26 protein-coding genes are annotated in these 22393 nt (G+C 57.1%); 13 read left to right on the plus strand and 13 right to left on the minus strand.

What is annotated here, in order from left to right; all coding sequences use genetic code 11:
• Nucleotides 1–91 precede the first annotated feature (91 nt).
• A complete protein-coding gene (locus ASD8599_RS17330) occupies nt 92–2035 on the plus strand; it encodes a lytic transglycosylase domain-containing protein (protein WP_108830251.1) in 1944 nt (647 codons plus the stop codon).
• Here ASD8599_RS17330 and ASD8599_RS17335 read toward each other — a convergent pair.
• Together ASD8599_RS17335 and mnmC2 are read right to left on the minus strand one after the other, a co-directional pair.
• Nucleotides 2000–2869 (minus strand): DMT family transporter, encoded by an 870-nt coding sequence (locus ASD8599_RS17335; protein WP_108829700.1) that lies wholly within the window; start codon nt 2867–2869, stop codon nt 2000–2002. The genes ASD8599_RS17330 and ASD8599_RS17335 overlap by 36 nt on opposite strands.
• Entirely contained in the window at nt 2866–3540 is a 675-nt protein-coding gene (gene mnmC2 / locus ASD8599_RS17340) for a tRNA (5-methylaminomethyl-2-thiouridine)(34)-methyltransferase MnmC2 (RefSeq protein WP_108829701.1), read from the minus strand. The genes ASD8599_RS17335 and mnmC2 overlap by 4 nt, the downstream gene beginning before the upstream one ends.
• Nucleotides 3541–3599: 59 nt before the next feature.
• On the opposite strand from mnmC2, the gene ASD8599_RS17345 reads away from it, so the two are divergent.
• A complete protein-coding gene (locus ASD8599_RS17345) occupies nt 3600–4634 on the plus strand; it encodes an NAD(P)/FAD-dependent oxidoreductase (RefSeq protein WP_108829702.1) in 1035 nt (344 codons plus the stop codon).
• 43 nt (nt 4635–4677) lie between these two features.
• Here the strand turns inward: ASD8599_RS17345 and ASD8599_RS17350 are convergent, their stop codons facing one another.
• From ASD8599_RS17350 to ASD8599_RS17360, 3 genes are all read right to left on the minus strand, one after another.
• Nucleotides 4678–5445 (minus strand): HTD2 family dehydratase, encoded by a 768-nt coding sequence (locus ASD8599_RS17350; protein ID WP_108830252.1) that lies wholly within the window; start codon nt 5443–5445, stop codon nt 4678–4680.
• A gap of 44 nt (nt 5446–5489) precedes the next feature.
• Nucleotides 5490–6032: an NADPH-dependent FMN reductase gene (locus tag ASD8599_RS17355; protein WP_108829703.1), complete on the minus strand. Its 543-nt coding sequence runs from the start codon at nt 6030–6032 to the stop codon at nt 5490–5492.
• Nucleotides 6033–6139: 107 nt separating this feature from the next.
• Nucleotides 6140–6814 (minus strand): YiaD family glycine zipper/OmpA-like lipoprotein, encoded by a 675-nt coding sequence (locus ASD8599_RS17360; RefSeq protein ID WP_108829704.1) that lies wholly within the window; start codon nt 6812–6814, stop codon nt 6140–6142.
• Nucleotides 6815–7041: 227 nt separating this feature from the next.
• Here ASD8599_RS17360 and ASD8599_RS17365 point away from each other — a divergent pair, with 227 nt between their 5' ends.
• Entirely contained in the window at nt 7042–8238 is a 1197-nt protein-coding gene (locus tag ASD8599_RS17365; RefSeq protein WP_108829705.1) for a helix-turn-helix domain-containing protein, read from the plus strand.
• A gap of 124 nt (nt 8239–8362) precedes the next feature.
• A complete protein-coding gene (locus tag ASD8599_RS17370; RefSeq protein WP_108829706.1) occupies nt 8363–8680 on the plus strand; it encodes a hypothetical protein in 318 nt (105 codons plus the stop codon).
• A gap of 67 nt (nt 8681–8747) precedes the next feature.
• Here ASD8599_RS17370 and ASD8599_RS17375 read toward each other — a convergent pair whose 3' ends face one another.
• Entirely contained in the window at nt 8748–9602 is an 855-nt protein-coding gene (locus tag ASD8599_RS17375; RefSeq protein WP_108829707.1) for a methylated-DNA--[protein]-cysteine S-methyltransferase, read from the minus strand.
• Between the two features lie 99 nt (nt 9603–9701).
• On the opposite strand from ASD8599_RS17375, the gene nth reads away from it, so the two are divergent.
• Genes nth through ASD8599_RS17390 form a run of 3 tightly spaced genes read left to right on the plus strand, consistent with a single transcriptional unit; the run spans nt 9702 to nt 11934 of the window.
• Entirely contained in the window at nt 9702–10346 is a 645-nt protein-coding gene (nth, locus tag ASD8599_RS17380) for an endonuclease III (RefSeq protein ID WP_108829708.1), read from the plus strand.
• Nucleotides 10343–11335, plus strand: a complete 993-nt coding sequence (locus ASD8599_RS17385) for an adenosine kinase (RefSeq protein WP_108829709.1) — start codon at nt 10343–10345, stop codon at nt 11333–11335. Before nth ends, ASD8599_RS17385 begins: the two co-directional genes overlap by 4 nt.
• The gene (locus tag ASD8599_RS17390; protein WP_108829710.1) at nt 11335–11934 is read left to right on the plus strand and encodes a GNAT family N-acetyltransferase; all 600 of its coding nucleotides are present in this window, start codon (nt 11335–11337) and stop codon (nt 11932–11934) included. The genes ASD8599_RS17385 and ASD8599_RS17390 overlap by 1 nt, the downstream gene beginning before the upstream one ends.
• Nucleotides 11935–11937: 3 nt before the next feature.
• Here ASD8599_RS17390 and ASD8599_RS17395 read toward each other — a convergent pair whose 3' ends face one another.
• From ASD8599_RS17395 to ASD8599_RS17405, 3 genes are all read right to left on the minus strand, one after another.
• Nucleotides 11938–12408, minus strand: a complete 471-nt coding sequence (locus tag ASD8599_RS17395; RefSeq protein ID WP_108829711.1) for a hypothetical protein — start codon at nt 12406–12408, stop codon at nt 11938–11940.
• Nucleotides 12408–12890, minus strand: coding sequence for an RNA pyrophosphohydrolase (locus tag ASD8599_RS17400; protein WP_108829712.1), 483 nt, complete (start codon nt 12888–12890; stop codon nt 12408–12410). The genes ASD8599_RS17395 and ASD8599_RS17400 overlap by 1 nt, the downstream gene beginning before the upstream one ends.
• A gap of 96 nt (nt 12891–12986) precedes the next feature.
• Complete coding sequence (locus tag ASD8599_RS17405) at nt 12987–13475, minus strand: peroxiredoxin (protein ID WP_108829713.1); 489 nt, start codon at nt 13473–13475, stop codon at nt 12987–12989.
• A 96-nt stretch (nt 13476–13571) separates the two neighbouring features.
• On the opposite strand from ASD8599_RS17405, the gene ASD8599_RS17410 reads away from it, so the two are divergent.
• Together ASD8599_RS17410 and rsmD are read left to right on the plus strand one after the other, a co-directional pair.
• A complete protein-coding gene (locus tag ASD8599_RS17410; RefSeq protein ID WP_108830253.1) occupies nt 13572–14777 on the plus strand; it encodes an NAD(P)/FAD-dependent oxidoreductase in 1206 nt (401 codons plus the stop codon).
• Nucleotides 14774–15325 (plus strand): 16S rRNA (guanine(966)-N(2))-methyltransferase RsmD, encoded by a 552-nt coding sequence (gene rsmD, locus ASD8599_RS17415; RefSeq protein WP_108829714.1) that lies wholly within the window; start codon nt 14774–14776, stop codon nt 15323–15325. Before ASD8599_RS17410 ends, rsmD begins: the two co-directional genes overlap by 4 nt.
• On the opposite strand, the gene ASD8599_RS17420 is transcribed toward rsmD, so the two are convergent.
• The 3 genes from ASD8599_RS17420 to sfsA are packed head-to-tail and all read right to left on the minus strand — an operon-like array spanning nt 15322 to nt 18228.
• Nucleotides 15322–16671, minus strand: coding sequence for a M20 family metallopeptidase (locus ASD8599_RS17420; RefSeq protein WP_108829715.1), 1350 nt, complete (start codon nt 16669–16671; stop codon nt 15322–15324). The genes rsmD and ASD8599_RS17420 overlap by 4 nt on opposite strands.
• Nucleotides 16658–17476, minus strand: a complete 819-nt coding sequence (map, locus tag ASD8599_RS17425; protein ID WP_108829716.1) for a type I methionyl aminopeptidase — start codon at nt 17474–17476, stop codon at nt 16658–16660. The genes ASD8599_RS17420 and map overlap by 14 nt, the downstream gene beginning before the upstream one ends.
• 47 nt (nt 17477–17523) lie before the next feature.
• Nucleotides 17524–18228, minus strand: coding sequence for a DNA/RNA nuclease SfsA (gene sfsA / locus ASD8599_RS17430; protein ID WP_108829717.1), 705 nt, complete (start codon nt 18226–18228; stop codon nt 17524–17526).
• A gap of 48 nt (nt 18229–18276) precedes the next feature.
• Here sfsA and ASD8599_RS17435 point away from each other — a divergent pair, with 48 nt between their 5' ends.
• The 4 genes from ASD8599_RS17435 to ASD8599_RS17450 are packed head-to-tail and all read left to right on the plus strand — an operon-like array spanning nt 18277 to nt 21227.
• On the plus strand, nt 18277–18999 hold the full coding sequence (locus ASD8599_RS17435) for a competence/damage-inducible protein A (RefSeq protein WP_108829718.1): 723 nt from the start codon (nt 18277–18279) through the stop codon (nt 18997–18999).
• Nucleotides 18996–19715, plus strand: coding sequence for a GNAT family N-acetyltransferase (locus ASD8599_RS17440; RefSeq protein ID WP_108829719.1), 720 nt, complete (start codon nt 18996–18998; stop codon nt 19713–19715). Before ASD8599_RS17435 ends, ASD8599_RS17440 begins: the two co-directional genes overlap by 4 nt.
• 1 nt (nt 19716) lies before the next feature.
• Nucleotides 19717–20286, plus strand: coding sequence for a peroxidase-related enzyme (locus tag ASD8599_RS17445; RefSeq protein ID WP_108829720.1), 570 nt, complete (start codon nt 19717–19719; stop codon nt 20284–20286).
• A complete protein-coding gene (locus tag ASD8599_RS17450; RefSeq protein WP_108829721.1) occupies nt 20283–21227 on the plus strand; it encodes an OmpA family protein in 945 nt (314 codons plus the stop codon). The genes ASD8599_RS17445 and ASD8599_RS17450 overlap by 4 nt, the downstream gene beginning before the upstream one ends.
• Before the next feature lie 116 nt (nt 21228–21343).
• Here ASD8599_RS17450 and ASD8599_RS17455 read toward each other — a convergent pair whose 3' ends face one another.
• On the minus strand, nt 21344–22249 hold the full coding sequence (locus ASD8599_RS17455; RefSeq protein WP_108829722.1) for a LysR family transcriptional regulator: 906 nt from the start codon (nt 22247–22249) through the stop codon (nt 21344–21346).
• Nucleotides 22250–22393 lie beyond the last annotated feature (144 nt).

Consider the following 22393-nt stretch of genomic DNA (forward strand, 5'->3'; position numbering starts at 1 on the left):
GATCGAAAACACATAAACAGGATAGTGACAGCCTGTTGCCCTGCATGGATGAAAATTGCAAGTGATCCCGCGCGTTATCCTGTGTCTGACGATGATATTCACGCTGACCCTGCCCGCTTTGGCAGAGCGTCCGCGGCCATTGGGCTGGGCCATGGATGCCATGCGCAACGGCAATTGGGATGAGGCCGCCAAGATTGCGGCCCGTGACGGTCAAGTCGCATCCGACGTCATCATGTGGCACCGCTTGCGCGCTGGCCGCGGAACCTATGCGCAGCTTGTCGATTTTCTCGATCGTCGCCCGGACTGGCCCGGTGAAGCCTTTTTGCTGCGCCGTTCAGAGCCTGCGGTTTTACAGGAAGGCCCGCAAGCTGTCGCTGCGTTTTTTGCAGACCACACCCCGCAAACACCGCGCGGTGTGTTGGCCTATGCACAAAGCTTGAAACTGCGCGGACAGGGCGAAAGCGCCGATGCATTGCTTGTGTCCGCATGGACCCGCCTGCGCATGAACGCCGAAAGCCAGGCTTTGTTTTTGGCAACCCATGGTGCAGTGCTGAAACCGCATCACTGGACGCGACTGGATGCGATGCTTTGGGATGGGTCTGGATCAGATGCGCGGCGTATGCTGGATCTGGTTACAGACGATCAAGCCCAGTTGGCCCGCGCCCGGCTGGCCTTGAAAAACCGCACCGAGGACGCCAGCGACCTTGTGCAGGCATTACCTGACAGCGTCACCTCTGACCCGGGCCTTGCCTATGACCGTTTTGTCTGGCGGGCACGCTCCGGTCTGCGCGACAGCGCCCGCAGCCTGTTGTTGGCGCAATCCAAAAGCCTCAAAACATTGGGCAATCCACAAGAATGGTCCAACCGCCGCCGGTCTTTGGCCCGCGAAGAAATGCGTGACGGCAACCCCGCTCTGGCCTACCGGATGGCTGCACAACACCATCTGACAACAGGCTCCGCATTCGCAGATCTGGAATGGCTTGCAGGCTACATCGCCTTGCGTCGTCTGAACGATCCCGAAACGGCACTGACACATTTCGACCGGTTTGAGACGGCCATCGCATCCCCCATTTCCAAAGGCCGCGCGGGCTATTGGCGCGGACGCGCCTTTGAAGCGATGGGCTCAAGCGAAAAGGCCGCCGCCGCCTATGCCAATGCGGCGCTGTACCAATCATCCTTTTACGGGCTGCTGGCCGCCGAGCGTGGCAAACTGCCATTTGATACCTCCCTCGGAGGGACCGAAGTCTTTCCCGATTGGCGCACGTCTGATCTGGTCAGGCATCCCCTGTTCGAGGCAGGCATGTTGCTACAAGCCTCCGGAGAGCTGGATGTGGCCGAACGCTTCTGGACGCATTACGCCGAGGATCTGACCCGCCCCCAAGCCGCGCAACTGGGCCAAGCCGCCATAGACATGGATCAGCAGCATATTGCCGTGATGATCGGGAAGCGTGTGGCGCAGCGGGGCATCATCCTGCCTGCTCCTTATTATGCGTTGCATCCCTTGGCGCAGCGCGACCTTCCGATGGCACCCGAGATGAATTTGGCCATTGCACGGCGCGAAAGCGAATTCGACCCATCGGTGCAAAGCGGCGTTGGTGCACGCGGTCTGATGCAGATCATGCCAGCCACCGCAAAGGAAGTGGCCGGAAAACTGGGGCGCAGCGCGGAACATTCCACAAATCGTTTGATAAGTGACCCCAATTACAATGCTGATTTGGGGGCCGCTTTTCTGTCAACGCTGGCGGGGCGTTTTGATGGAAACGTGGTTCTGATGTCCGCCGCCTACAACGCAGGCCCCAGCCGACCAACGCGCTGGATTGGCCTGTATGGAGACCCACGCGCCAATGCGGAAGGCTTCGATGTTGTGGATTGGATCGAACACATCCCCTTTCGCGAAACCCGCAACTATGTGATGCGTGTCACCGAAAGCCTGCCCATCTACCGCGCAAGGCTGGGCCAATCGCCACTGCCGCAAAGCTTCACGCAAGAGCTGATTGGATCAACTTTGCTGCCGTTCGCGCCAAAAGGTGAATAACCCTGCCGCGACCACGATAACCGCACCCAATGCCACGTTCCATGCGATAACTTCGTGAAACACGATCACTCCAACCAGCGACCCGAACACCAAATGGAAATAGGCAAAGGGTTGCACGGCGCTGGCTTCGGCCATCTCGTAGCACTTGATCAACAGCCAATGACCGATGGCGCCCGACACGCACAAGCACCCCATCCAGAACCAGTCCCGCGCAGTCATCGGTTCCCACGCCCATAACCCAACGGCCGTCATAAAGATCGCGCCCACTGTGCCGGTCCAGAAGAAACTCGTTTCGGTGCTGTCGCTGCGTGCCGCAAAGCGTGTGGCCAAAGCGTACACTGCAAACATCACAGCCGATCCCAAAGGCAAGATCGCCGCCAATTCAAAGACGCCAAAACCGGGACGCAAAATCACCATCACCCCGATGAACCCGACGCCAATAGCGGCCCACCTGCGCCACCCCACCTGTTCTCCCAACACCGGTCCAGATAAAGCCGCAACAATCAAAGGATAGCAGATAAATATTGCCAGTGTTTCGACCAAACCAAGATAGGTGAAGGCCAAAACACCAACGCAAACCTCTGCCGCCAACAAAACCCCACGCCCTATTTGCAAAACGGGTTGTGTGGTGTGCGCTGCGCGCTTGATGCCGCCAGCCGCACGGGCCGCAATGGTGACGACAAAGGCTGCAAAGAACCAATAGCGGATCATGATGATCATCAGCACATTGTATTCACTGGCCAAATGACGCGAAACACCGTCCTGCATTGCCAGCACGAAAGTCGACGCCACCATCAGGCCGATGCCCGCTGCCGTGTTGCTTTGGGTGCTCATTTTACCATTGCCCCGACTGTCATGTGACGTTTGCGGCCAAACCCCTTGATGCGTGTCACATCGAAACCAGCGTCTTCCAGACCGCGGCGGACGAAACCTGCCGCCGTGTAAGTGGCAACTGTGCCGTTGGACACAGTGTGGCGGCCGACATCACCCATCAATTCGGGCGACCACAGTTCGGGATTTTTGGCGGGAGAAAACCCGTCCAGATACCACGCATCGGCCTTGCCGTGCCATTCAGGCAGCGTCTGTCGCGCATCACCCACAATCACATGGGCCGTCACCCCCGGCACGACCTCAAACGGGGTGTCCCATTGCAGGGCTTTGACAAACTGCGGGGCGATGGCATGCAGCTCGGGAAATGAAGACAGCGCCTTGGCGATATCGTCCTGTGCCATCGGGAACGCTTCAAAGCTGGTGAAATGCAATGGGCTGTCCGCGCCCGACACCTGCCACGCCAAAACTGTGGTCAACAGGTTTAAACCGGTTCCAAATCCCAGTTCAGCAATGTGTAACCCGTCACACAAACGCGCGGAAATGCCGTTTCCTTCCAGAAAAACATGGCGTGTTTCGGCCAGCCCGTTGTCGAGACTGAAATACGGATCATCAAAGCGTTTCGACACCGGCACACCGCCGTCGCGCCATTCCAGTTCTGCCCTATGGTCCTGCATCATGCGCCTCTGTATGGTCCGCCCCAAATCACCGCGACACTGCAGCAAAGGAGCCTGCTTTGGCAACGCCAGACATCACCATTCGGGGCGCCGGCATTTTCGGATTGTCTGTGGCATGGTGCTGCGTTCAGCGTGGCGCAAAAGTTCAAGTGATCGACCCCAATGGCGCTGGATCCGGCAGCAGCGGAGGGGTGGTTGGTGCGCTGGCCCCGCATGTGCCAGAAAACTGGAACCCCAAGAAGCAATTCCAACTGGAAAGCCTGCTGATGGCGGAACACTTCTGGGCAGAGGTCGAAAATGCATGCGGACACAGCGCAGGTTACGGACGCACAGGGCGCTTGCAACCGATCGCAGATGAACACGCATTGCACCTTGCCCAAAACCGCGCACAAACGGCGCAGGCTTTGTGGCAAGGCAAAGCACAGTGGAAGATCATCCCGGCGGGCGGGCCGTGGGCCCCTAAAAGTCCAACGGGGCAGTTGATTTTCGACAGCCTTAGCGCACGCATCCATCCCCAAATGGCCTGTGCCGCCTTGGTGGCCGCTTTGCACACGCATGGAATCACCATTCAAAGCGACGGTGACGATCAAGGACAAACCGTATGGGCCACCGGTGCGGACGGTTTGAACGACATAAGCAAATCCAACACCAGACCGGTTGGCAACGGGGTCAAAGGACAGGCCGCTTTGCTGGATTTTGATGCTCAAGACGCGCCGCAGTTGTTTGTCGACACACTGCACATTATCCCACACGCAAACGGCACGGTGGGCATCGGATCAACATCCGAGCGCGACTATGACAGCGCAACCCAAACGGACACGCAACTTGACGATATCATAGCGCGGGTGCGACACGCGCTTCCGGTGTTGAAAAACGCCCCCGTTTTGGAACGCTGGGCCGGTGTGCGACCCAAAGCCAGAAGCCGCGCACCCATGCTAGGGCACTGGCCAAACCGAAAAGGACATTTCATTGCAAATGGCGGGTTCAAAATTGGTTTCGGTGTGGCACCCAAGGTGGGCGACGTGATGGCTGATCTCTTGTTGGAAAACAAAGATGCGATTCCAGAAGGATTTCACGCAGCAGCATCTTTTTAGAGACTTCTTTTCGCTAAAAGTATCCCCGCCGGAGGCACAAAATCTAAGACGCTGCCGTCGCACTTGCGACCATACATTGGCGGTCGTCAGGTCCAGATACCCAAAAATCGGTACCGGATCGGCACAGCTTCGCGTGCTCGAAATCCATCAAAGGTGCCGTCGCCCGAAAGGAAAATGTCGCCAAATCACCCAGCTCGCGTTGGGCTTTCAACATCAGCAATTGGGCCAAAAGCGGGCCATGCACGACCAGCCCGTCATAGCCTTCAATATCGCGGGCATAAGGCAAATCGTAGTGAATACGATGCCCGTTAAAGGTCAATGCGGAATAGCGAAACAACTGCGTGGCGTCGAACCCGACACCCTCGGCGCTTTGCGCATCCGTTCGCGCGACAGGCGCTTGCGGGCGCACTGCATCGGGGCTTGGATCGGCACGATAGACCAAGTCCTGCCATTCCATGACGCACAATTCATCGCCTTGCCAGACCTCGTGGCGCAGGGTGACAAACGCCAAAGCGCCCGTGCGGCCCGTGGTCTGGCGCGCCGTTTCGCAGCGTGTCACCTTCGTGGCCTTTACCCCCGCGACCAATGGCGTGTGAAACGCCAGCCGTCCCCCTGCCCACATACGGCGCGGCAAACCCAAATCAGGAATGATGCCGCCGACCTTAGGATGACCGTCGCGTCCCAATGCTGAGGGCGGTTCAGGTTGCCAAAAATACGCCTGATGGAAAAACGGAGGCAAAATGCCCCCGTCTTCAACCTTCAAATCATGTCCCAAAGTGGCATGCAGCGCGTTTGCGCGCGCAACGTCCATAACGTCAGACACGTGTTCAATGGCTTCGGGATCGAAATCAGGGCTCAACGCGCGATCTCTGCCCGCAGTTCCTCCATCAAAGCGGTTAGATCCTTGATATACATCTCGCCTGTAAGCTGGCCATTGTCATCAAAGGCATTGGAACTGCCGGCCAAATGAATTTCTGGACCTTGCAAAATGCGCGGACGAAACGGCACCATGAACCCGCGCAGCACCATCTGCGCACGTTCACCGCCTGCGCGCCCTGCGGCAGCGGACATAACGGCTACGGGTTTGCCGCCCCAAGGTTTGACAGAAGCACGACTGATCCAGTCCAATGCATTCTTCAACGCGCCAGACGGGCCTTTGTTGTATTCGGGTGTCGAAATCAACACGGCATCGGCGTCGGCAATCTGCTTGGCCACGGCTTCAACTGCGGCAGGCACACCGGACGCGGCTTCATCGTCGCCATCATACAGGGGCCAATTGATGTCTGCCTGCGTGTAGGTGCAGTCCCCGAACAGTCGCGCAGCTTCGCGCAACAGCATCGAGTTGGTGGCGTCTTTGCGTAAAGAGCCCGAGATTCCAAGAAGTTTAACGGTTGCCATAAACATGTCCTTTCACAAGCATTTGATATGCAAGATGAAGGATACGAGTGGCAATTCAAGGGGCAATGCGCGGCAACCGCCGCACATTGCCTGTGCGCGTCACGCGATTAGACTGCGTTTGGCAGGATCACGATCTCGACGCGGCGGTTTTTCGATTTGCCGATGGCGTCCAAATTGCTGGCGACAGGCTGGTTTTCGCCGCGCCCGAAGGTCTGGATGCGCGACAAAGGTACACCTGCGTCTAGCAGAACGTCTGCCACAGCATTGGCGCGCCGTTCCGACAGCTGCTGGTTGGATGCAGCATCGCCGTCGCTGTCTGTGTGTCCCACAATCTGGATCGTGGAATTCGGATAGGCCTGCAAGTTGCCCGCAACCGAATTGAGATCACGCCGCAAGTCGGATCGCACATTGAAGCTGCCCGACGCGAACAGAATATCCTGAGGCAGCGTCACGATCAAACGGTCGCCCGTGTTGTTGATGGTCACATTGTCGTTGCCCAGATCACGGCGCAAATCGGCTTCTTGCTTATCAAGGCTATAGCCGACGCCCGCTCCGACAGCACCGCCAACAACGGCCCCTGTGATCGCGCCTTTCGTGCGGTCCCCGTCGCCACTGACGATCGCGCCCAAAAGCGCACCGGCTGCAGCACCCACTGCGGCCCCTTGTTTGGTTTGGCGGTTAGGGTCATTCGCGTCCACGCCCAATGTCGCGGGGTCGGTGCAAGCGGTCAAAGCCAAAGCGCTACAAAGCATGGCGATTGCGGGAGTTTTCATAGAAATCATATCGTACTGCCTTCATGTGATGCAGCCCCGTTCGGGCGGAGCGTCGTTGTCATGTCGTTATATATGGCAACTTAACGCTGACTGAATAAGGGGAAAATCAAATCGGCGGCATCTTGCCCAAAAGACAGCGCAACTGTTCGACAGGCTGGCTTCATTGTTTTGTCCGGCCCTAAGCGTTAGGACGTCAAACTCTGGCCACACCAAATGTTCTAGGCAAGGCTGCCCGAATGAATGATCTTGTAAACGAAACCGTCGCAATCGCGACGCTTGCCATCGCCCTGTTCGGAGTAGCCTTTTGCCTGATGCAAAGGCACTTTAAGCGGACCTATCGTAGTTTTGCATTGTGGCTTTGTGTCATAGCTTTGAACAACATACCCTCCGCGTTTGTGCGTCTGCTGGATGCGACGCAAATCCCCCAAACACACATGTTGCTGGTTGTTCTCAACCTGGCCAGCGCACTGTGTTTTACGCCCTTTTTGTGGTTCTATGTTTTCACCCTTACATCGACATCCCAAAGTCGGCCAAACCGGTTGTTTGCGCACATGCTGTTGCCGCTGCTGGCGGTGATTGCCGGACTGGCCGTGGCATGGTTGCCCGCTGATCTTCAAGCGGGTGTCTTTGACGATGACCTTATTCTGTCCCTTGGGTGGCCTGTTGTGTTTATCGTGGTGATCGGCCTTCTGGAACTTGCGATCCATGTTCAGATTGCGGTGTATCTGTTCTGGATCATCCGGCGGCTTGTCCAGTACCGGCAGCGCCTGAAAGATGTTTATGCCAGCACTGAACAGACCGAATTGAACTGGATTTTTATGATCGGCACTTTGGCTTTGTTGTTCTGGGTCGCGCAAATTCTGGACCTGAACAACGTTCTGGGCCTGTGGCCAAATGCGCTGCCAACCGCGTTTTTTAGCGTGTTGGGGCTGGCTGTCTTTTTAACGATCACGCTTTGGGGGCTACGCCAGCAACCCGGGTTGGTTCCGGACACGCCGCAAGGACAAGCAGACAGCGGTGAGGACGCAAAATACGAAAAATCCGCCCTTAGCCCAGAGGCCTCGGCCCGCATCGCCCGCAAACTGAAAGTGGCCATGGAAGTGGACCATCTTCACAACAACCCGAACCTGTCGCTTTGGGATCTGGCACGGCATGTGGGGGCATCTCCGAACTACATCTCGCAAACATTGAACGAGGCCTTGGGCGAGAACTTTTTCGACTTCGTCAACCGTCACCGTATCAAAGACGCGATGCATTTGCTGGTTCAAACCAATGAACCGATCCAATCCATCACCTATGACGTCGGATTCAACGCCAGATCGTCCTTCTACACCGCCTTCAAAAAGGTCACAGGGCAAACCCCGTCCGCCTACCGCAAAAGCAATCCCCGCGGCCTCCAGCCTCAAGAAGGAAACACATCCACCATCCACTAAGACCAAGGCGCCCCGAAATTTTTGTCCGGCCCGTCACGCTGAAGCAGTGACAGGGCCGGTTTGCCTTACAGCCGGTTTTTATGTGGCGCATCGCCACGGATACTCTGAGTAAGGACAATCGACTATGAAACGTGCTTTGATACTGACAGCCGCAATGGCTGCGGCTTTGGCCCTAGGCGCCTGTGACGAACCCACCTACCACAAACCCATCGAAAGCATGAGCTGCACGGAACTGGCCCGCGAAATCGGGCGCTTCACGCAGGTTGAAAAAGACGCCACGCTCGACAGCTTTTTGGGGACGATTGACTCTCTTGCGGGCGACAGCTCATCGGAGCGGTTGGAAGGCGGGCTTGAAAGTCTGGCAGGCGATCTGACGGCGCAGGATGCACGCACCCAATTGTCGAAACTGAACGCGGCATATGCGCAAAGGCGGTGTTACTAGGCCTTATCCGCCCCGCAGGCCGCCGCACAAGCGATGGCCTGTGGGGCTGCCCAAAGGGCATCTTGCATCAGGCTTCTGCCTGCGCACTTTCAAAGGCAAGCATAGCCCGTTTCATTGGCAGCCCCCAATGGTATCCCCCCAAGGCGCCCGATTTGCGCAATGCCCGGTGACAGGGGATCAGCCAGCTGACCGGATTGCGGCCCACCGCGGTGCCAACGGCCCGCACGGCGCGGGGGTTGCCGATGCGCTCGGCGATGTCGCCATAGGTGGTGACGTGGCCTGACGGAATGGTCAAAAGCGCTTCCCAAACCTTGATTTGAAAAGGTGCCCCAATCAAAAACAATGGGGCCTTTTCCAAAGTCGCATCCTTTGCGCCAAAGGCTGCCAACACCCAAGGGCGCAACCGCATGGGATCTTCAACAAATGTGGCGTTTGGCCACCGCCGCAACAGATCCTGCATCGCTTCTTCTTCGCCCAGCTCAGCCGCCAAACCCAACCCGCAAATGCCACGGTCTGTTCCCATAACAACGGCTGGACCAAAGGGGCTTTCAAACCACCCCCAATAGATCGTCAGCCCCACTGCGCCTTTCGCATAGTCCCCGGGGCTCATGGCTTCCCAACGTAGAAAAAGGTCATGCAGACGCCCTGTGCCCGACAATCCGCTGCCCTGTGCCGCATCCATTGTCGACGACCGGTCCCGCAGCAGTGTTTTGGCATGCCCAAGCGTCAGATACTGTTGATAGCGTTTGGGCGAGACACCCACCCAGCGGCTGAACACACGCTGGAAATGGGCGGGGCTCATGCCCATTTGGGTGGCAAGCGCATCAAGGCCAATCGCCTCTTCGGCATTGTCGATGACCTCGATGGCGCGACGCATCACGCCGTAATGGTATCCGCAGGTGTTTTCATCATTCTGTGTCATGCCCCCAACTTAGGCAAAGGGCACACACCCGGCGACCCGAAATATGCGCAATTGTCCCAAACGCTTGCAGCACACCCGCCAAACAGGCATAGGACAGGCATGGTAAAGCAGTTGGACTACCACACGATCCGCGCGATCTTTGAGCGTTTTCAGGACGCTGACCCGGAACCCGAAGGGGAGCTGGAGCACGTCAACGTCTATACACTTGTCGTCGCCGTTGCGTTGTCAGCACAATCTACAGATGTTGGTGTGAACAAAGCCACGCGCGCATTGTTCCAGATCGCGGATACACCGCAAAAGATGCTGGATTTGGGGCTTGAAGGGCTGACAGAGCATATCAAAACCATCGGCCTGTTTCGTCAAAAGGCGAAAAACGTGATAAAGCTTAGCCAGATATTGGTAGACGATTATGACGGTGTAGTTCCCAATTCCCGCGCCGCTTTGCAATCGCTGCCCGGTGTGGGACGCAAAACGGCCAATGTTGTGCTGAACATGTGGTGGCGCCAGCCCGCCCAAGCCGTGGACACCCATATCTTCCGTGTCGGCAACCGCACCAAGATTGCGCCCGGCAAAACCGTTGATGCGGTAGAACGTGCCATCGAAGACAATATTCCCGCTGATTTTCAGCTTCATGCCCATCACTGGTTGATCCTGCACGGGCGTTATCACTGCAAGGCGCGCAAACCCATGTGCCGCACCTGCATCATCCGCGATCTCTGCGTATTTGAGGACAAAACTGAATGACGAAGTATCAAGTGGTTGGCATAGGCAATGCCGTTGTTGACGTAATCGCCCAATGTTCCGAAGGCTTCCTGAAAGAAAACGACATCGAAAAAGGCATCATGCAGCTGGTCGAAAAGGACCGCTCTGCCGCACTTTTTTCAACGATGCCAGCCAGCCGCGTGCAAACGCCCGGTGGATCGGTTGCCAACACGATTGCAGGCATAGGCTCGCTTGGGTTGCCCACCGCCTTCATCGGTCGGGTCCGCAACGACATCTTGGGCACATTCTACGCTGAATCCATGATCGAAGATGGCACAGATTTCGTAAATACGCCGGTCGAAGACGATGATCTTCCCACATCGCGCAGCATGATTTTTGTATCCCCGGACGGGGAACGGTCGATGAACACCTATCTTGGCATCTCAACAGAGCTCGGCCCCGACGACGTACCAGAGGACGTGGCATCCGACACCGCAATCATGTTCCTTGAGGGATATTTGTTCGATAAGGACGCAGGCAAAGAAGCATTTTTGCAAGCCTCCCGTTTGACACGCCAAGCCGGCGGTATGGCTGGCATCGCAATCTCTGACCCTTTCTGCGTCAACCGTCACCGCGCGGACTTTTTGCGCATGATCGGGGAAGAACTTGATTTTGTCATCGGCAACGAAGCTGAAATGAAGTCGTTGTTTGAAACCGACGACGTCGAAGAAGCCCTGGCCAAAACAGCCGCGATGTGTCCGCTGGTGGTTTGCACCCGCTCTGGCGAAGGCGTCACAATTGTGCGTGGCGACGAACGCGTAGACGTGCCTGTGCAAACGGTTGTTCCCGTGGACGCCACGGGTGCAGGCGACCAATTCGCTGCAGGCTTCCTGTTCGGGCTGGCCACAGGACGCGATCTGAACACATGCGGGCGCATGGGCAATGCCTGCGCATCCGAGGTGATCAGTCACATCGGGCCGCGTCCCGAACGCGACATGATGGATGTCTTCAAGGCTGAAGGTCTGGTCTGATGCTGACAGACGGCTATCATGATGTGCCTGCGGGGCGCCTTGCGATGGTCGTCACCCATCTGGAAATGCATGCCAAACCCGCAACAACACAGGTGTGCCTGCCAGACGGCATCACATTGCGCGCAGTGCCATCCCCGACACTGGACTGGTACCGCGACATCTATCGCCGCGTCGGCGCGGACTGGCTGTGGTTTTCACGACTTGAGTTGTCGGATGCGGACCTGGCAGCGATTATACACGACCCCAAAGTGCGCATCTTTACCTTGTCTGTGAACGGACAGGACGAAGCCCTGCTTGAACTGGATTTCCGCCACGATGGCGCCTGTGAGCTTGCCTTTTTCGGACTGACGGATACCTTGATCGGCCAAGGGGTCGGGCGCGGATTGATGGCGCATGCGATCCAGATGGCGTGGGCCGAACCCATCACGCTGTTTCATGTGCACACCTGCACGTTGGACAGCCCGCAAGCGCTGTCCTTCTACCGCCGCTCCGGGTTCACGCCCATGCGCCAACAGATCGAAATTGCCCCCGACAACCGAATCAAAGGCACTGCAGGATTTACGCGCAACCACGCGCCCCATGTGCCTATCTTTGACTAGCGTTCAGCGCGTGCAAGTCGACCCGCGTGCGCAAGACAAAACAGCCATGGTATTTTTGCGCGTGGCTGGAAAAGCCCACCCGCCACATGGCCCCATTTCAAGGGTGTAACCGGACGGTGTTTTCTGAACAAACGCAATGATGTCTTCGCCGCTTTGTCCACCACCACACCACACAACCAAACACCGCACTTCGTAGTTTAATGCGGCATCAAAACTGGTCGAAAAATCTGCACCGCTTAGTGCATGACCCTGAAAGCGGGCTTTGATCACAGTCCGTTTCGGCGCGGTTTGGGTTTGCATGTTTGCCTTGGGCAACTTGCTTTCATCAAAGGTCAGTCGGCCTTTAACCACGACGTAGGCTTCTTCTGCCTTGGCGGCTTGCCCATAGCTGCGTTCCACGGAAGGCCGTGCACAAGACAAGGCCATCGCAGGCAACGGCGCCATAAGACAAATCAGAAAGGCAATGAACCGCATCACAGATACTCTTTGAAAGCTTCGACAACCCTAACGTAAACATCGCGCTTGAAGGGTACAATGTTGTTCACCAGATCGGCAGACTCCAGCCAGCGCCATGCCGAAAACTCTGGATGCTCTGTCTGGATGTTTACATCTGCATCGGTGCCCGAAAACTGCATCAGAAACCATTTTTGTTCCTGACCGCGGTACCGCCCTTTCCACAATTTGGGCACAAGGGCATGGGGCAAATCGTAAGGGATCCAGTCTTCGCTTTGTGCCACGATCGTCACCAGATCGGGGGAAATACCGGTCTCTTCCTCCAGTTCGCGCAAGGCGGCTGTGCGTGCATCCTCGCCCTTGTCGATCCCGCCTTGCGGCATTTGCCAAGCCGCAACAGCGTTGTCTTTGCGCTGCCCCACAAAAACCTGACCTTGGGCGTTCAAGACCATTACGCCGACATTTTGGCGGTAGGGAAGTTTTGCGATGTCTTCGGGCGTCATATCATGTTCCTTTTGCGCAGACTTATCAGGGGAGTCCCCATGAAAAAAGGCCCATCCCTTGTGGGACGGGCCTGTGTCATGGATCAAAGCGCACGCTTACATAGAGGCAAGCAGGCCCTCGCCGGCTGATACTTCACACATACCGGGGTTTTCTTCTTCCTGAAGCAGCGACACCACACCGTCGTCGACCAGCATCGCATACCGCTTGGACCGCGCCATCAAACCCGCAGGTGGTGCGCTAAAGTCCATGCCAATGCCGCTTGTGAACGCGCTTTCTGCGTCGCCCAGCATTGTGATGCCCGCCGCTGTAGCGCCCGTTGCTTCGCCCCATGCGTTCATCACGAAGGGATCATTCACCGACACACAGATGATTTCATCCACGCCCTTGGCGTCAAACTGGTCCTTGGTGCGGATAAAGCTTGGCACATGCGCTGAATGGCATGTGGGGGTAAAGGCGCCCGGCACAGCAAAAATCACCACTTTGCGGCCTTTGGTTTTGTCGGACAATTTCACGGGCGCTGGCCCATCGGCGGTCATTTCGACCAATGTTGTGTCGGGAAGCGTGTCGCCTTGCTTGATCGCCATGGGTAGAACCTTTCTAGGGAATTGAATTTGTCTGTGGTGCAGATATAGGGTCAGGGACATAAGGCTGCCAGCAGAATTGGCATGAAGGGGATCGAAATGCGCAAAATCGTTGTTATCGGAGCCGGTCAAGCCGGAGCATCTTGTGTCGCGAAACTGCGCAATGGCGGGTTTGAAGGATCCATCACCCTGATCGGCGAAGAACCTGTTCCCCCCTATCAGCGCCCCCCATTGTCCAAAGCCTATCTTCTGGGCGACATGGCGCTGGAGCGCATGTTTTTGCGCCCCGAAAGCTTCTATGCCGAAAATGACATTGATCTGCGTATGGGCACCCGCGTCACTGCGATTGATGCAGCGGCCAAGACAGTCACAGCCGGTCAGGACGTTTTGCCTTACGACGATCTTGTGTTGGCCACGGGCTCTATCCCCAACCGCCTGCCCGCCAGCATCGGCGGCGCTTTGGATGGCGTCTGCGTGGTCCGCGATTTGGCGGATGTGGACGCGATGGCCCCCCGTTTCACGCAAGGGGCCAAGGTTCTGATTGTCGGCGGCGGCTACATCGGACTTGAGGCCGCGGCCGTGGCTTCCAAGCTGGGGTTGCAGGTGACATTGGTGGAAATGGCCGACCGTATCCTACAGCGCGTTGCCGCTCCCGAAACCTCTGATTTCTTCCGCGATCTGCACACACGCCATGGCGTCACCATCCGCGAGGGCGTTGGTCTGGAACGGCTGACCGGTGAAGGCGCTGTCACAGGCGCAGTGTTGAGCGATGGCACTGTATTGGACGTGAACTTTGTGATTGTGGGCGTGGGCATCCAGCCTGCAACCGCGCTGGCCGATATGGCCGGTGTCACCATCGAAAACGGCATCAAGACCGACACCCATGGCCGCACCAGCGATCCCCACATCTGGGCCGCAGGCGATTGCGCGTCCTTTCCCTACGGCAAGGGCCGCATCCGCCTTGAAAGCGTGCCCAACGCTATTGATCAGGCCGAATGTGTGGCGTCCAACATCATGGGCGCGGACGTGGCCTATGTTGCAAAACCGTGGTTCTGGTCGGATCAGTATGACGTGAAACTGCAAATCGCGGGGCTGAACACCGGATACGACCGCGTTGTGACCCGCCAAGGCGACGGTGCGACCTCTTTTTGGTACTATAAGGCCGACACTTTGCTGGCCGTGGACGCGGCCAATGATCCACGTGGCTACATGATCGGCAAGCGCCTGATCGAGGCGGGCAAATCCCCCGCACCCAAAATTATCGCTGACCCCGACACCGACATGAAGGCCTTGCTGAAGTCTTGAGGATCATTGCAGGCACATGGCGCAGCACCGCGCTGGCCCATCTGGGCAAGGGCGACAAGGGTGCGCATTTGCGCCCCACCTCGGACCGCGTGCGCGAAAGCCTGTTCTCGGCCCTGACCAGCCGCGATGTGATCGACGGGGCACGGGTTCTGGACCTGTTTGCAGGCACTGGCGCTTTGGGCCTTGAGGCCCTGTCGCGTGGGGCGTCTTGCGTCACATTCGTGGAAAACGGGCGTGTCGGCCAGCGTCTGGTTGCCGAAAACATCGCCAAGCTGCGCTGCGCCGATAAAACGCACGTCATGCGCATGGACGCGACCAAGCTGGGGCCCTGTCCTGAAGCCCCATTTGATCTGGTGTTTCTGGATCCGCCCTACGGAAAAAGCATGGGGCAACGCGCGTTGCAGGCCGCGAAAGAAGGCGGTTGGCTTGCCACAAATGCCACACTCGTTTGGGAAGAAAGCGCACCGATGTTGGCCCCTGAAGGGTTTGCCTTGCTGGACCAGCGCAAGTACGGTGACACCCATGTGACCCTGTTGGAACTTCTTTAGGCTGCCAGATCGCTCCACAATCCTGCCATCAGGATCAAGGCATCGCGGCAGGTAGATTTCAGCACATGTTCATTGGGCGCATGTTGATTGCAGCCGCGATAGCTGTGCGGCACCCAAATTGTGGGCAGCTGCAATACATCTGCAAAGCAATGATTGGGCAGCGATCCGGCAAGGTTGGGCAAAATATGCGGCACCTTCCCTGTTGTATCTGTGATGGATGTCGCCACCCGCTTGACCCAAGGGTCATCAGGATCAAGGCGGGTTGCGGGGAAATGCCCCTCGCGGGGGATGATCGTGACAGCGTGGAAGCCATGTGCATCAAGATGGCTGCGCAGGCTGGGAAGAATTTGGTCTACATCCGTCCCCACCACAAACCGCAACTGACATCGCGCGGACGCCTTGCCGCTGATGGCATTCTGGGGCGCGTCCGGGACACCGCTTTGCATCGCAAGGACCGCAAAGCTGTTCCAGCCATACGCCCGTTCCGCAGGCGTTAGATCGACGGCACCCCAACCCAGATCAACAACCGGACCATCCGCCATCTCGATCGGCAAACCGTCCAGCGCCGCGCGAACAGCTGGCGACAAACTGTCGGGTTTCCATGCCTCAATCAGCAACTGGCCGCGGGCATCCGTGATCACTGCCAAGGCCTGCGCCAAAATCATCGCGGGGTCCGCCAACAGCCCGCCCCAATTGCCTGAATGATGCGCACCCTCGCGCAGATCAACGCTTAGATCGAAATCAATTGCCCCGCGCGACCCCATGAAAAGCGTGGGCGTCTCCGCCTGCAAACGCGGCCCGTCCGACGCGATCAATACATCCGCTTTCAACGTGGTGCTGTGTGTCGCGCAAAACGTCTCAAGACCCGGTGATCCGACCTCTTCCGCCATTTCCATCAAGATTTTGACATTGAACCCAAGGCTGCCTTGCGCCTCCAAAACCGCTTCGAGGGCCATAAGGTTGATCAGGTGTTGGGCTTTGTTGTCGGCCGTCCCCCGACCAAACCATCTGTCGCCTGCATCCGTCAAAGCAAACGGATCCATGTTACCGGCCCATGCCCCTTTTTGACCATGGGTCACATCGCCATGGCCATAGATCAGCACAGTGGTCAGATCGGGGTCTTCAATGTGTTGCCCGATCAGGAAATGGCCCGCGTGTCTTTCAACGTCGAAGCCAAGCGCCAAAAGACGCGGGGTGATCGCATCGTCCAGATAGGCATCCAGCACTGCATGATTGCCCGCGACCTGGCTTTCGGTGGCATAGCCCACCAACGCACCCAGCGCCGTTTCAAATGCGCCGCCGTCAAACAAGGCGGCGGCCTGCGCAGTTGCGTCAGCTTTGGCCATAGGTCGGGTGGAACGTGCCTGCCGCGGATTGCGTGAAAATCTCAACGCCGTCTTCGGTCACGCCAACTGAATGTTCAAACTGTGCCGACAGCGATTTATCGCGTGTCACGGCAGTCCAGTCATCTGCAAGTGTTTTGGTTTCCGGACGGCCAAGATTGACCATAGGTTCAATGGTAAAAAACATTCCCGGTTCCAGCACTGCGCCGTTGCCCGGCTTGCCGTAGTGCAACACATTGGGCGGCGCATGAAAGACACGGCCCAAACCATGCCCGCAAAAATCACGCACCACAGACATGCGGTGGCTTTCCACAAAGCTTTGGATTGCAAAGCCTATGTCGCCGAAGGTGTTGCCCGGTTTCACGGCCTCGATACCCAACATCAACGCATCATGCGTGACTTGGATCAACCGTTCGGCTTTGCGCGGCAGTTTGCCGGCAACATACATCCGCGATGTGTCACCAAACCAGCCATCCACAATCACTGTCACATCGATATTGACGATGTCGCCGTCTTTCAGACGTTTATCGCCCGGAATGCCGTGGCACACCACGTGGTTGATGGAAATGCACGACGCGTGCTTGTACCCTTTGTACCCGATCGTGGCAGAGGTGGCGCCCGCCGCATCGACCATTTCTTCGATGGCTTTGTCGATTGCGCCTGTTGTTTGGCCAACAAATACATGTGCGGCAATGTCGTCCAGAATTCTCGCGGCCAATGCCCCAGCGGCATACATGCCTGCGGAATCGGAAGGGTCATAAATGCGGATGCCGTCTTTTGTCAGGCGGCCACGGTCTGCGGTGTTCATCGCGGTGCTCCGGGTGATGTCTTTTGGTGTGTTTAACGCGGGTGTGCCTAGATGCCAATGGATAGCGGACTGTCCAAAGTAATGCTGTCGGGGGTGATATTGGTGCCGATGCAAAGCGTTTCAACACCTGCGTTACGGGCCAACAGATAGGCAGCGTGATATTTGGGATCGATATCATTTGCGAGTGTGAATGTGGTGCAATCCGTGCGCTGCACCAGATACAGCATCACAGCGCGGTGGCCGTCACGCACCATTTGCGTCAATTCAGCCAAATGCTTTGTCCCGCGTGTTGTCACACTGTCGGGGAATTCAGCTTGGCCCATTGTGCGTGAAAGGGTCACGGATTTCACTTCGACATAGACGTCGGGCAGCCCGTCTTGTTGCAACAAAAAATCGATACGGGATTTTTCACCGTATTTAACCTCGGGGCGCACGGTTTTGTAGGCGCTGAGCGCCGCGACTTCACCGTTTTCCAATGCCATTTTCAAGGCGCGGTTGGGCACTGACGTGTCCACCCCTGTGAAATGCCCGTTTTCGTGATCGACCAACCGCCACCCGAATTTCAACTTCTTTTTGGGATCATCATTGGGTTCCAGCCAGATTTTCATGCCTTCATCCGCAAGTCCCATCATTGATCCGGGGTTGGCGCAATGGGCCACAACTTCGCGGCCATCGTCCAATACGCAATCCGCAAGAAACCGTTTGTAGCGGCGAATAAGGCGGGCAGGGACAAGTTCGGTTTGAAAGCGCATGGCCGCAGGACTATACCCAAGGTCAGACCCCTTCAAGGAGCGCTTTGCATGCCAAACCCCACTGCCGCCATGTTGGTGATCGGCGACGAAATCCTGTCCGGTCGTACCCGCGACGCCAATATGCATCATCTTGCCGGGCAATTGACCGAAAGCGGCATTGATCTGCGCGAAGTGCGGGTGGTCTCCGATGATCCGGACGCCATCGTCGCGGCAGTCAAAGCCCTGTCAGACGCCTATGACACGGTGTTCACGTCAGGCGGCATCGGCCCGACTCACGACGACATCACCGCTGACTGTATCGCAGCGGCCTTTGATGATCCCATCGACATTCGCGCCGATGCGCGGGCTTTGTTGCAAGCCCACTACGACAAGCAAGGCACCGACCTGAACGCCGCGCGCTTGCGCATGGCACGCATCCCCGACAGTGCCACGTTGATCGACAACCCTGTGTCCGTGGCGCCGGGCTTTTCAATTCAAAACGTGCACGTGATGGCGGGTGTGCCTGCGGTGTTTCAGGCGATGGTTGCCAGTGTTTTGCCAACGCTGACGGGCGGTGATCCGCTGATTTCCAAAACACTGCGTATTGAACGGGGCGAAGGCGATATTGCTGGTCCTTTAGGCGAACTGGCCAATGCCTATCCGGCGCTGAGCATGGGAAGCTACCCCTACCAGAAAGACGGCAAATATGGCGCCAATATCGTGATGCGTGGCACCGACATGGCAATGCTGTCCGAAGCGATGGAAAAGCTGGCGGCGGCCTTTCCCGAATGACCGATCTTGCCCCCTATTTCGCGGCACTGGACGCCACATGGCCTGCGGCACGTCGCTTTGATGTGGGGGGCGTCACTGTACGTGAGGGACTGGGCGGGGGCAGCCGTGTGTCGGCGGCCACGGCGAACGCCGCTGTGGATGATGCGGCGCTGGATACAGCAGAACAGGCGATGCGCGACATCGGCCAGACCCCGCGTTTCATGCTACGCCCGCACGAAGACGCGCTGGACGCCCAACTGGCGCAACGCGGCTACGTAAAGCACGATCCAACGGTGCTTTATACCATACCCATCGCGCGATTGACGCAAATACCAATCCCACGTGTGACGACCTTTTGCATCTGGGAACCGCTAGCCATCATGGCCGAGATCTGGGCCAAAGGCGGCATCGGCACCGAACGCTTGGCCGTCATGGGCCGCGCTGCGCAAAAAACAGCGATTCTGGCGCGATGGAATGAAAAACCGGCAGGCGCGGGTTTTGTTGGGCTGCACGAACACATAGCTATGGTGCATGCCATCGAAGTTCTACCCCATCAGCGCCGTCAAGGCGTGGCCCAATGGATCATGCGCCAAGCCGCGTTTTGGGGTCAATTGCACGGGGCCGATACGCTGGCTTTGTTGACCACAAAAGACAACACAGGGGCCAATGCCCTCTACCGGAAATTAGGTTTTGAACCTGCAGGTGGTTATCACTACAGGGCAAAGATGGAGCAATAAAATGACCAAAACACAACCCACTGCCCTCGATCTGCCGCCGGTCGATCCGATGCCCGCAGACAAGCAAAAATACTTTGATATCTGTCAGGAAAAACTTGGCATGGTGCCGAATGTCCTTCAGGCATACACCTTCGACATGACCAAATTCGATGCGTTCACAGCCATGTACAACGACTTGATGTTGGGCGACAGCGGGTTGACCAAGCTGGAACGCGAAATGATCGCCGTGGTCGTGTCATCCATCAACAAATGTTACTATTGCCTGACAGCACATGGTGCCGCTGTGCGGCAGTTGTCGGGCAATCCGATGCTGGGCGAACAGTTGGTGATGAACTGGCGTGTCGCTGACCTAGAACCGCGTATGGTGGCGGTTTTGACCTTTGCTGAAAACTTGACAGTGGCCAGCTACAAAACATCCGAAAGCGACCGACAAGGATTGCGCGATCAGGGGTTTTCGGATCGTGACATCTTCGACATCGCCTCCGTCGTTGGGTTCTTCAACATGACCAATCGCGTGGCCAGTGCCACGGACATGCGCCCCAACGACCCATATCACAGCCAGCATAGATGATCCGTGCGCTCGCCCTTCTGGCGTTGCTTTGCGCCCCGGCCCCGGCGGCATTTGCGCTGGACCTAAGCCTGCCTGCAAACGCCAGACTAACGGCGGAACGCAATTCCAAGCTGGATGGCTACACATTGCCCTTAGCGCCATTCGGCATTGCGGGCATTCCATCTGTCACGGTTGAGGGCGAAGTGCGCAGGGCCGCATGGCGCATTTCCTCACCGGGGCTGACACCGCTGCAAGTGCTGGCGCCCTTGCGCGAACAATTGGTCGACGCGGGCTACGAGGTCGCGCTGGATTGCACGCAAAACACCTGCGGGGGGTTTGATTTCCGGTTTGCCACCGAAGTTTTACCTGCGCCCAACATGTATGTGAATATCCGCGCCTACCGCTTCTTGGCAGCGCATCTTGGCCCGGTCAGTGCGCCAAAAAACGTGGTGGGTCTGTTTGTAAGCACATCTGAAACCGTGGCCCATGTACAAGTTATTCAGGCGGGTGACATCGCAAGCAAAACGTCGGTGCAAGCCACAGGGCAAATTCCCGAACCTGTTTTGAACACCGCTTTAACCGCCCCGGAAGGGATAGACAGTCTGGTCGCAAAAGGATCGCTTGTCCTGACAGAGCTGGATTTTGCCACAGGCACATCTGATCTTGGGGCCGGACCCTTTCCAATCCTTGCAGATCTGGCAGGTTTACTGGCGCAACGCAGCGACATTCGGATGGCCCTTGTCGGGCACACAGATTCCGTGGGCGGCCTGACCGGAAACATCGCGCTGTCTAAAAAACGCGCCCAATCCGTGCGGCAACGACTGATTGAAGCACATGGCGTGGATCCCGCGCGGCTGGATGCAGAAGGCATGGGATATTTAGCGCCTGCCGCCACCCACCTGACCAAAGAAGGCCGCGAAACAAACCGGCGGGTCGAAGCGATTGTTCTGCCTGCGGGGTAAGATTTTCTGCTGATAGCCCTTTGCATCCGAGACATGAAAAAACCCCGGTGCTGCAACACCGGGGCCAGTTTGTTCTCTTCCTTGGGGAGGACGGAAAAGAAATCTCGTTGTTCAAATTACCACTGCGACGGGCCTTTTTCGGCAAACGCATGGACCAGGAAATCGATGAATGCGCGTACCTTAGGCTGTGTGAAGCGCCCCGGAGGGTACACTGCATAAATCCCTTGGGTTTCCATCGGCAACTCCGGAATGGCATCTTCCACCAATCCTTGCGCCATCGCATCGGCATAAAGGTAGCTTGGCAAATACGCGATGCCGAGACCGGAAATCGCCGCATTCAGCAAGGATTGTCCGTCGTTCACCGACAACCAGCCCGCCGTGCGCACTTGGCGTTTTTCGCCTGACGGGGCCGTCAGTTTCCACATGTTTCCAGAAGACTGGTTTGAATAATGCAACAGCTTGTGATCGTTCAAGTCATCGATCTTTTCGGGGCGACCGTATTTTTCAAAATAGGCCGGTGAGGCGATCATGCGTTTGGTGGTTTCTGTAAGCTTGCGTGCACGCAGGGTGCTATCTTCCAGCTCACCGATGCGCACGGCCATATCGAAGCCTTCGGAGATCAGTTCAACGTAGCGGTTGTTCAACACCATGTTGACGGTGATGTCCGGGAAGTCCTCAAGGAACTCTGACAACGCCGGAGACAGGTGATTGACCCCGAAATCTGTGGCCACCGATATGCGCAACAAGCCCGAAGGCGCAGATTGCATTGATGTCACCAAAGCATCCGCTTCGCCTGCATCGTTCAGAACGCGGCGGGCACGGTCGTAATAGGCAAGGCCGATTTCAGTGGGCGACACACGGCGTGTCGTGCGGTTCAAAAGCCGCGCACCAAGGCGGGCTTCAAGGCTAGATACGTGTTTGGAAACTGCGGATTTGGAAATCCCCATTTTCTTGGCGGCATCTGTAAATCCACCTTGATCCACGACTGTGGCAAAGGCTTCCATTTCTGTGAGACGGTCCATTTGGCCTGTCCTTCCGAATTCATTATCTGCTCGTTTTCTTGAGGATATGTATCGGGGTCAATCTGGGCAGGATCAGGGCAATGGTGGGATAATACGGGGGTATTTACAGGGATCGTTCATGGCAGGGAAACAGCGGAACAGTGT

Source organism: Ascidiaceihabitans donghaensis, from assembly GCF_900302465.1.
In the GTDB taxonomy this organism is placed as follows: domain Bacteria; phylum Pseudomonadota; class Alphaproteobacteria; order Rhodobacterales; family Rhodobacteraceae; genus Ascidiaceihabitans; species Ascidiaceihabitans donghaensis.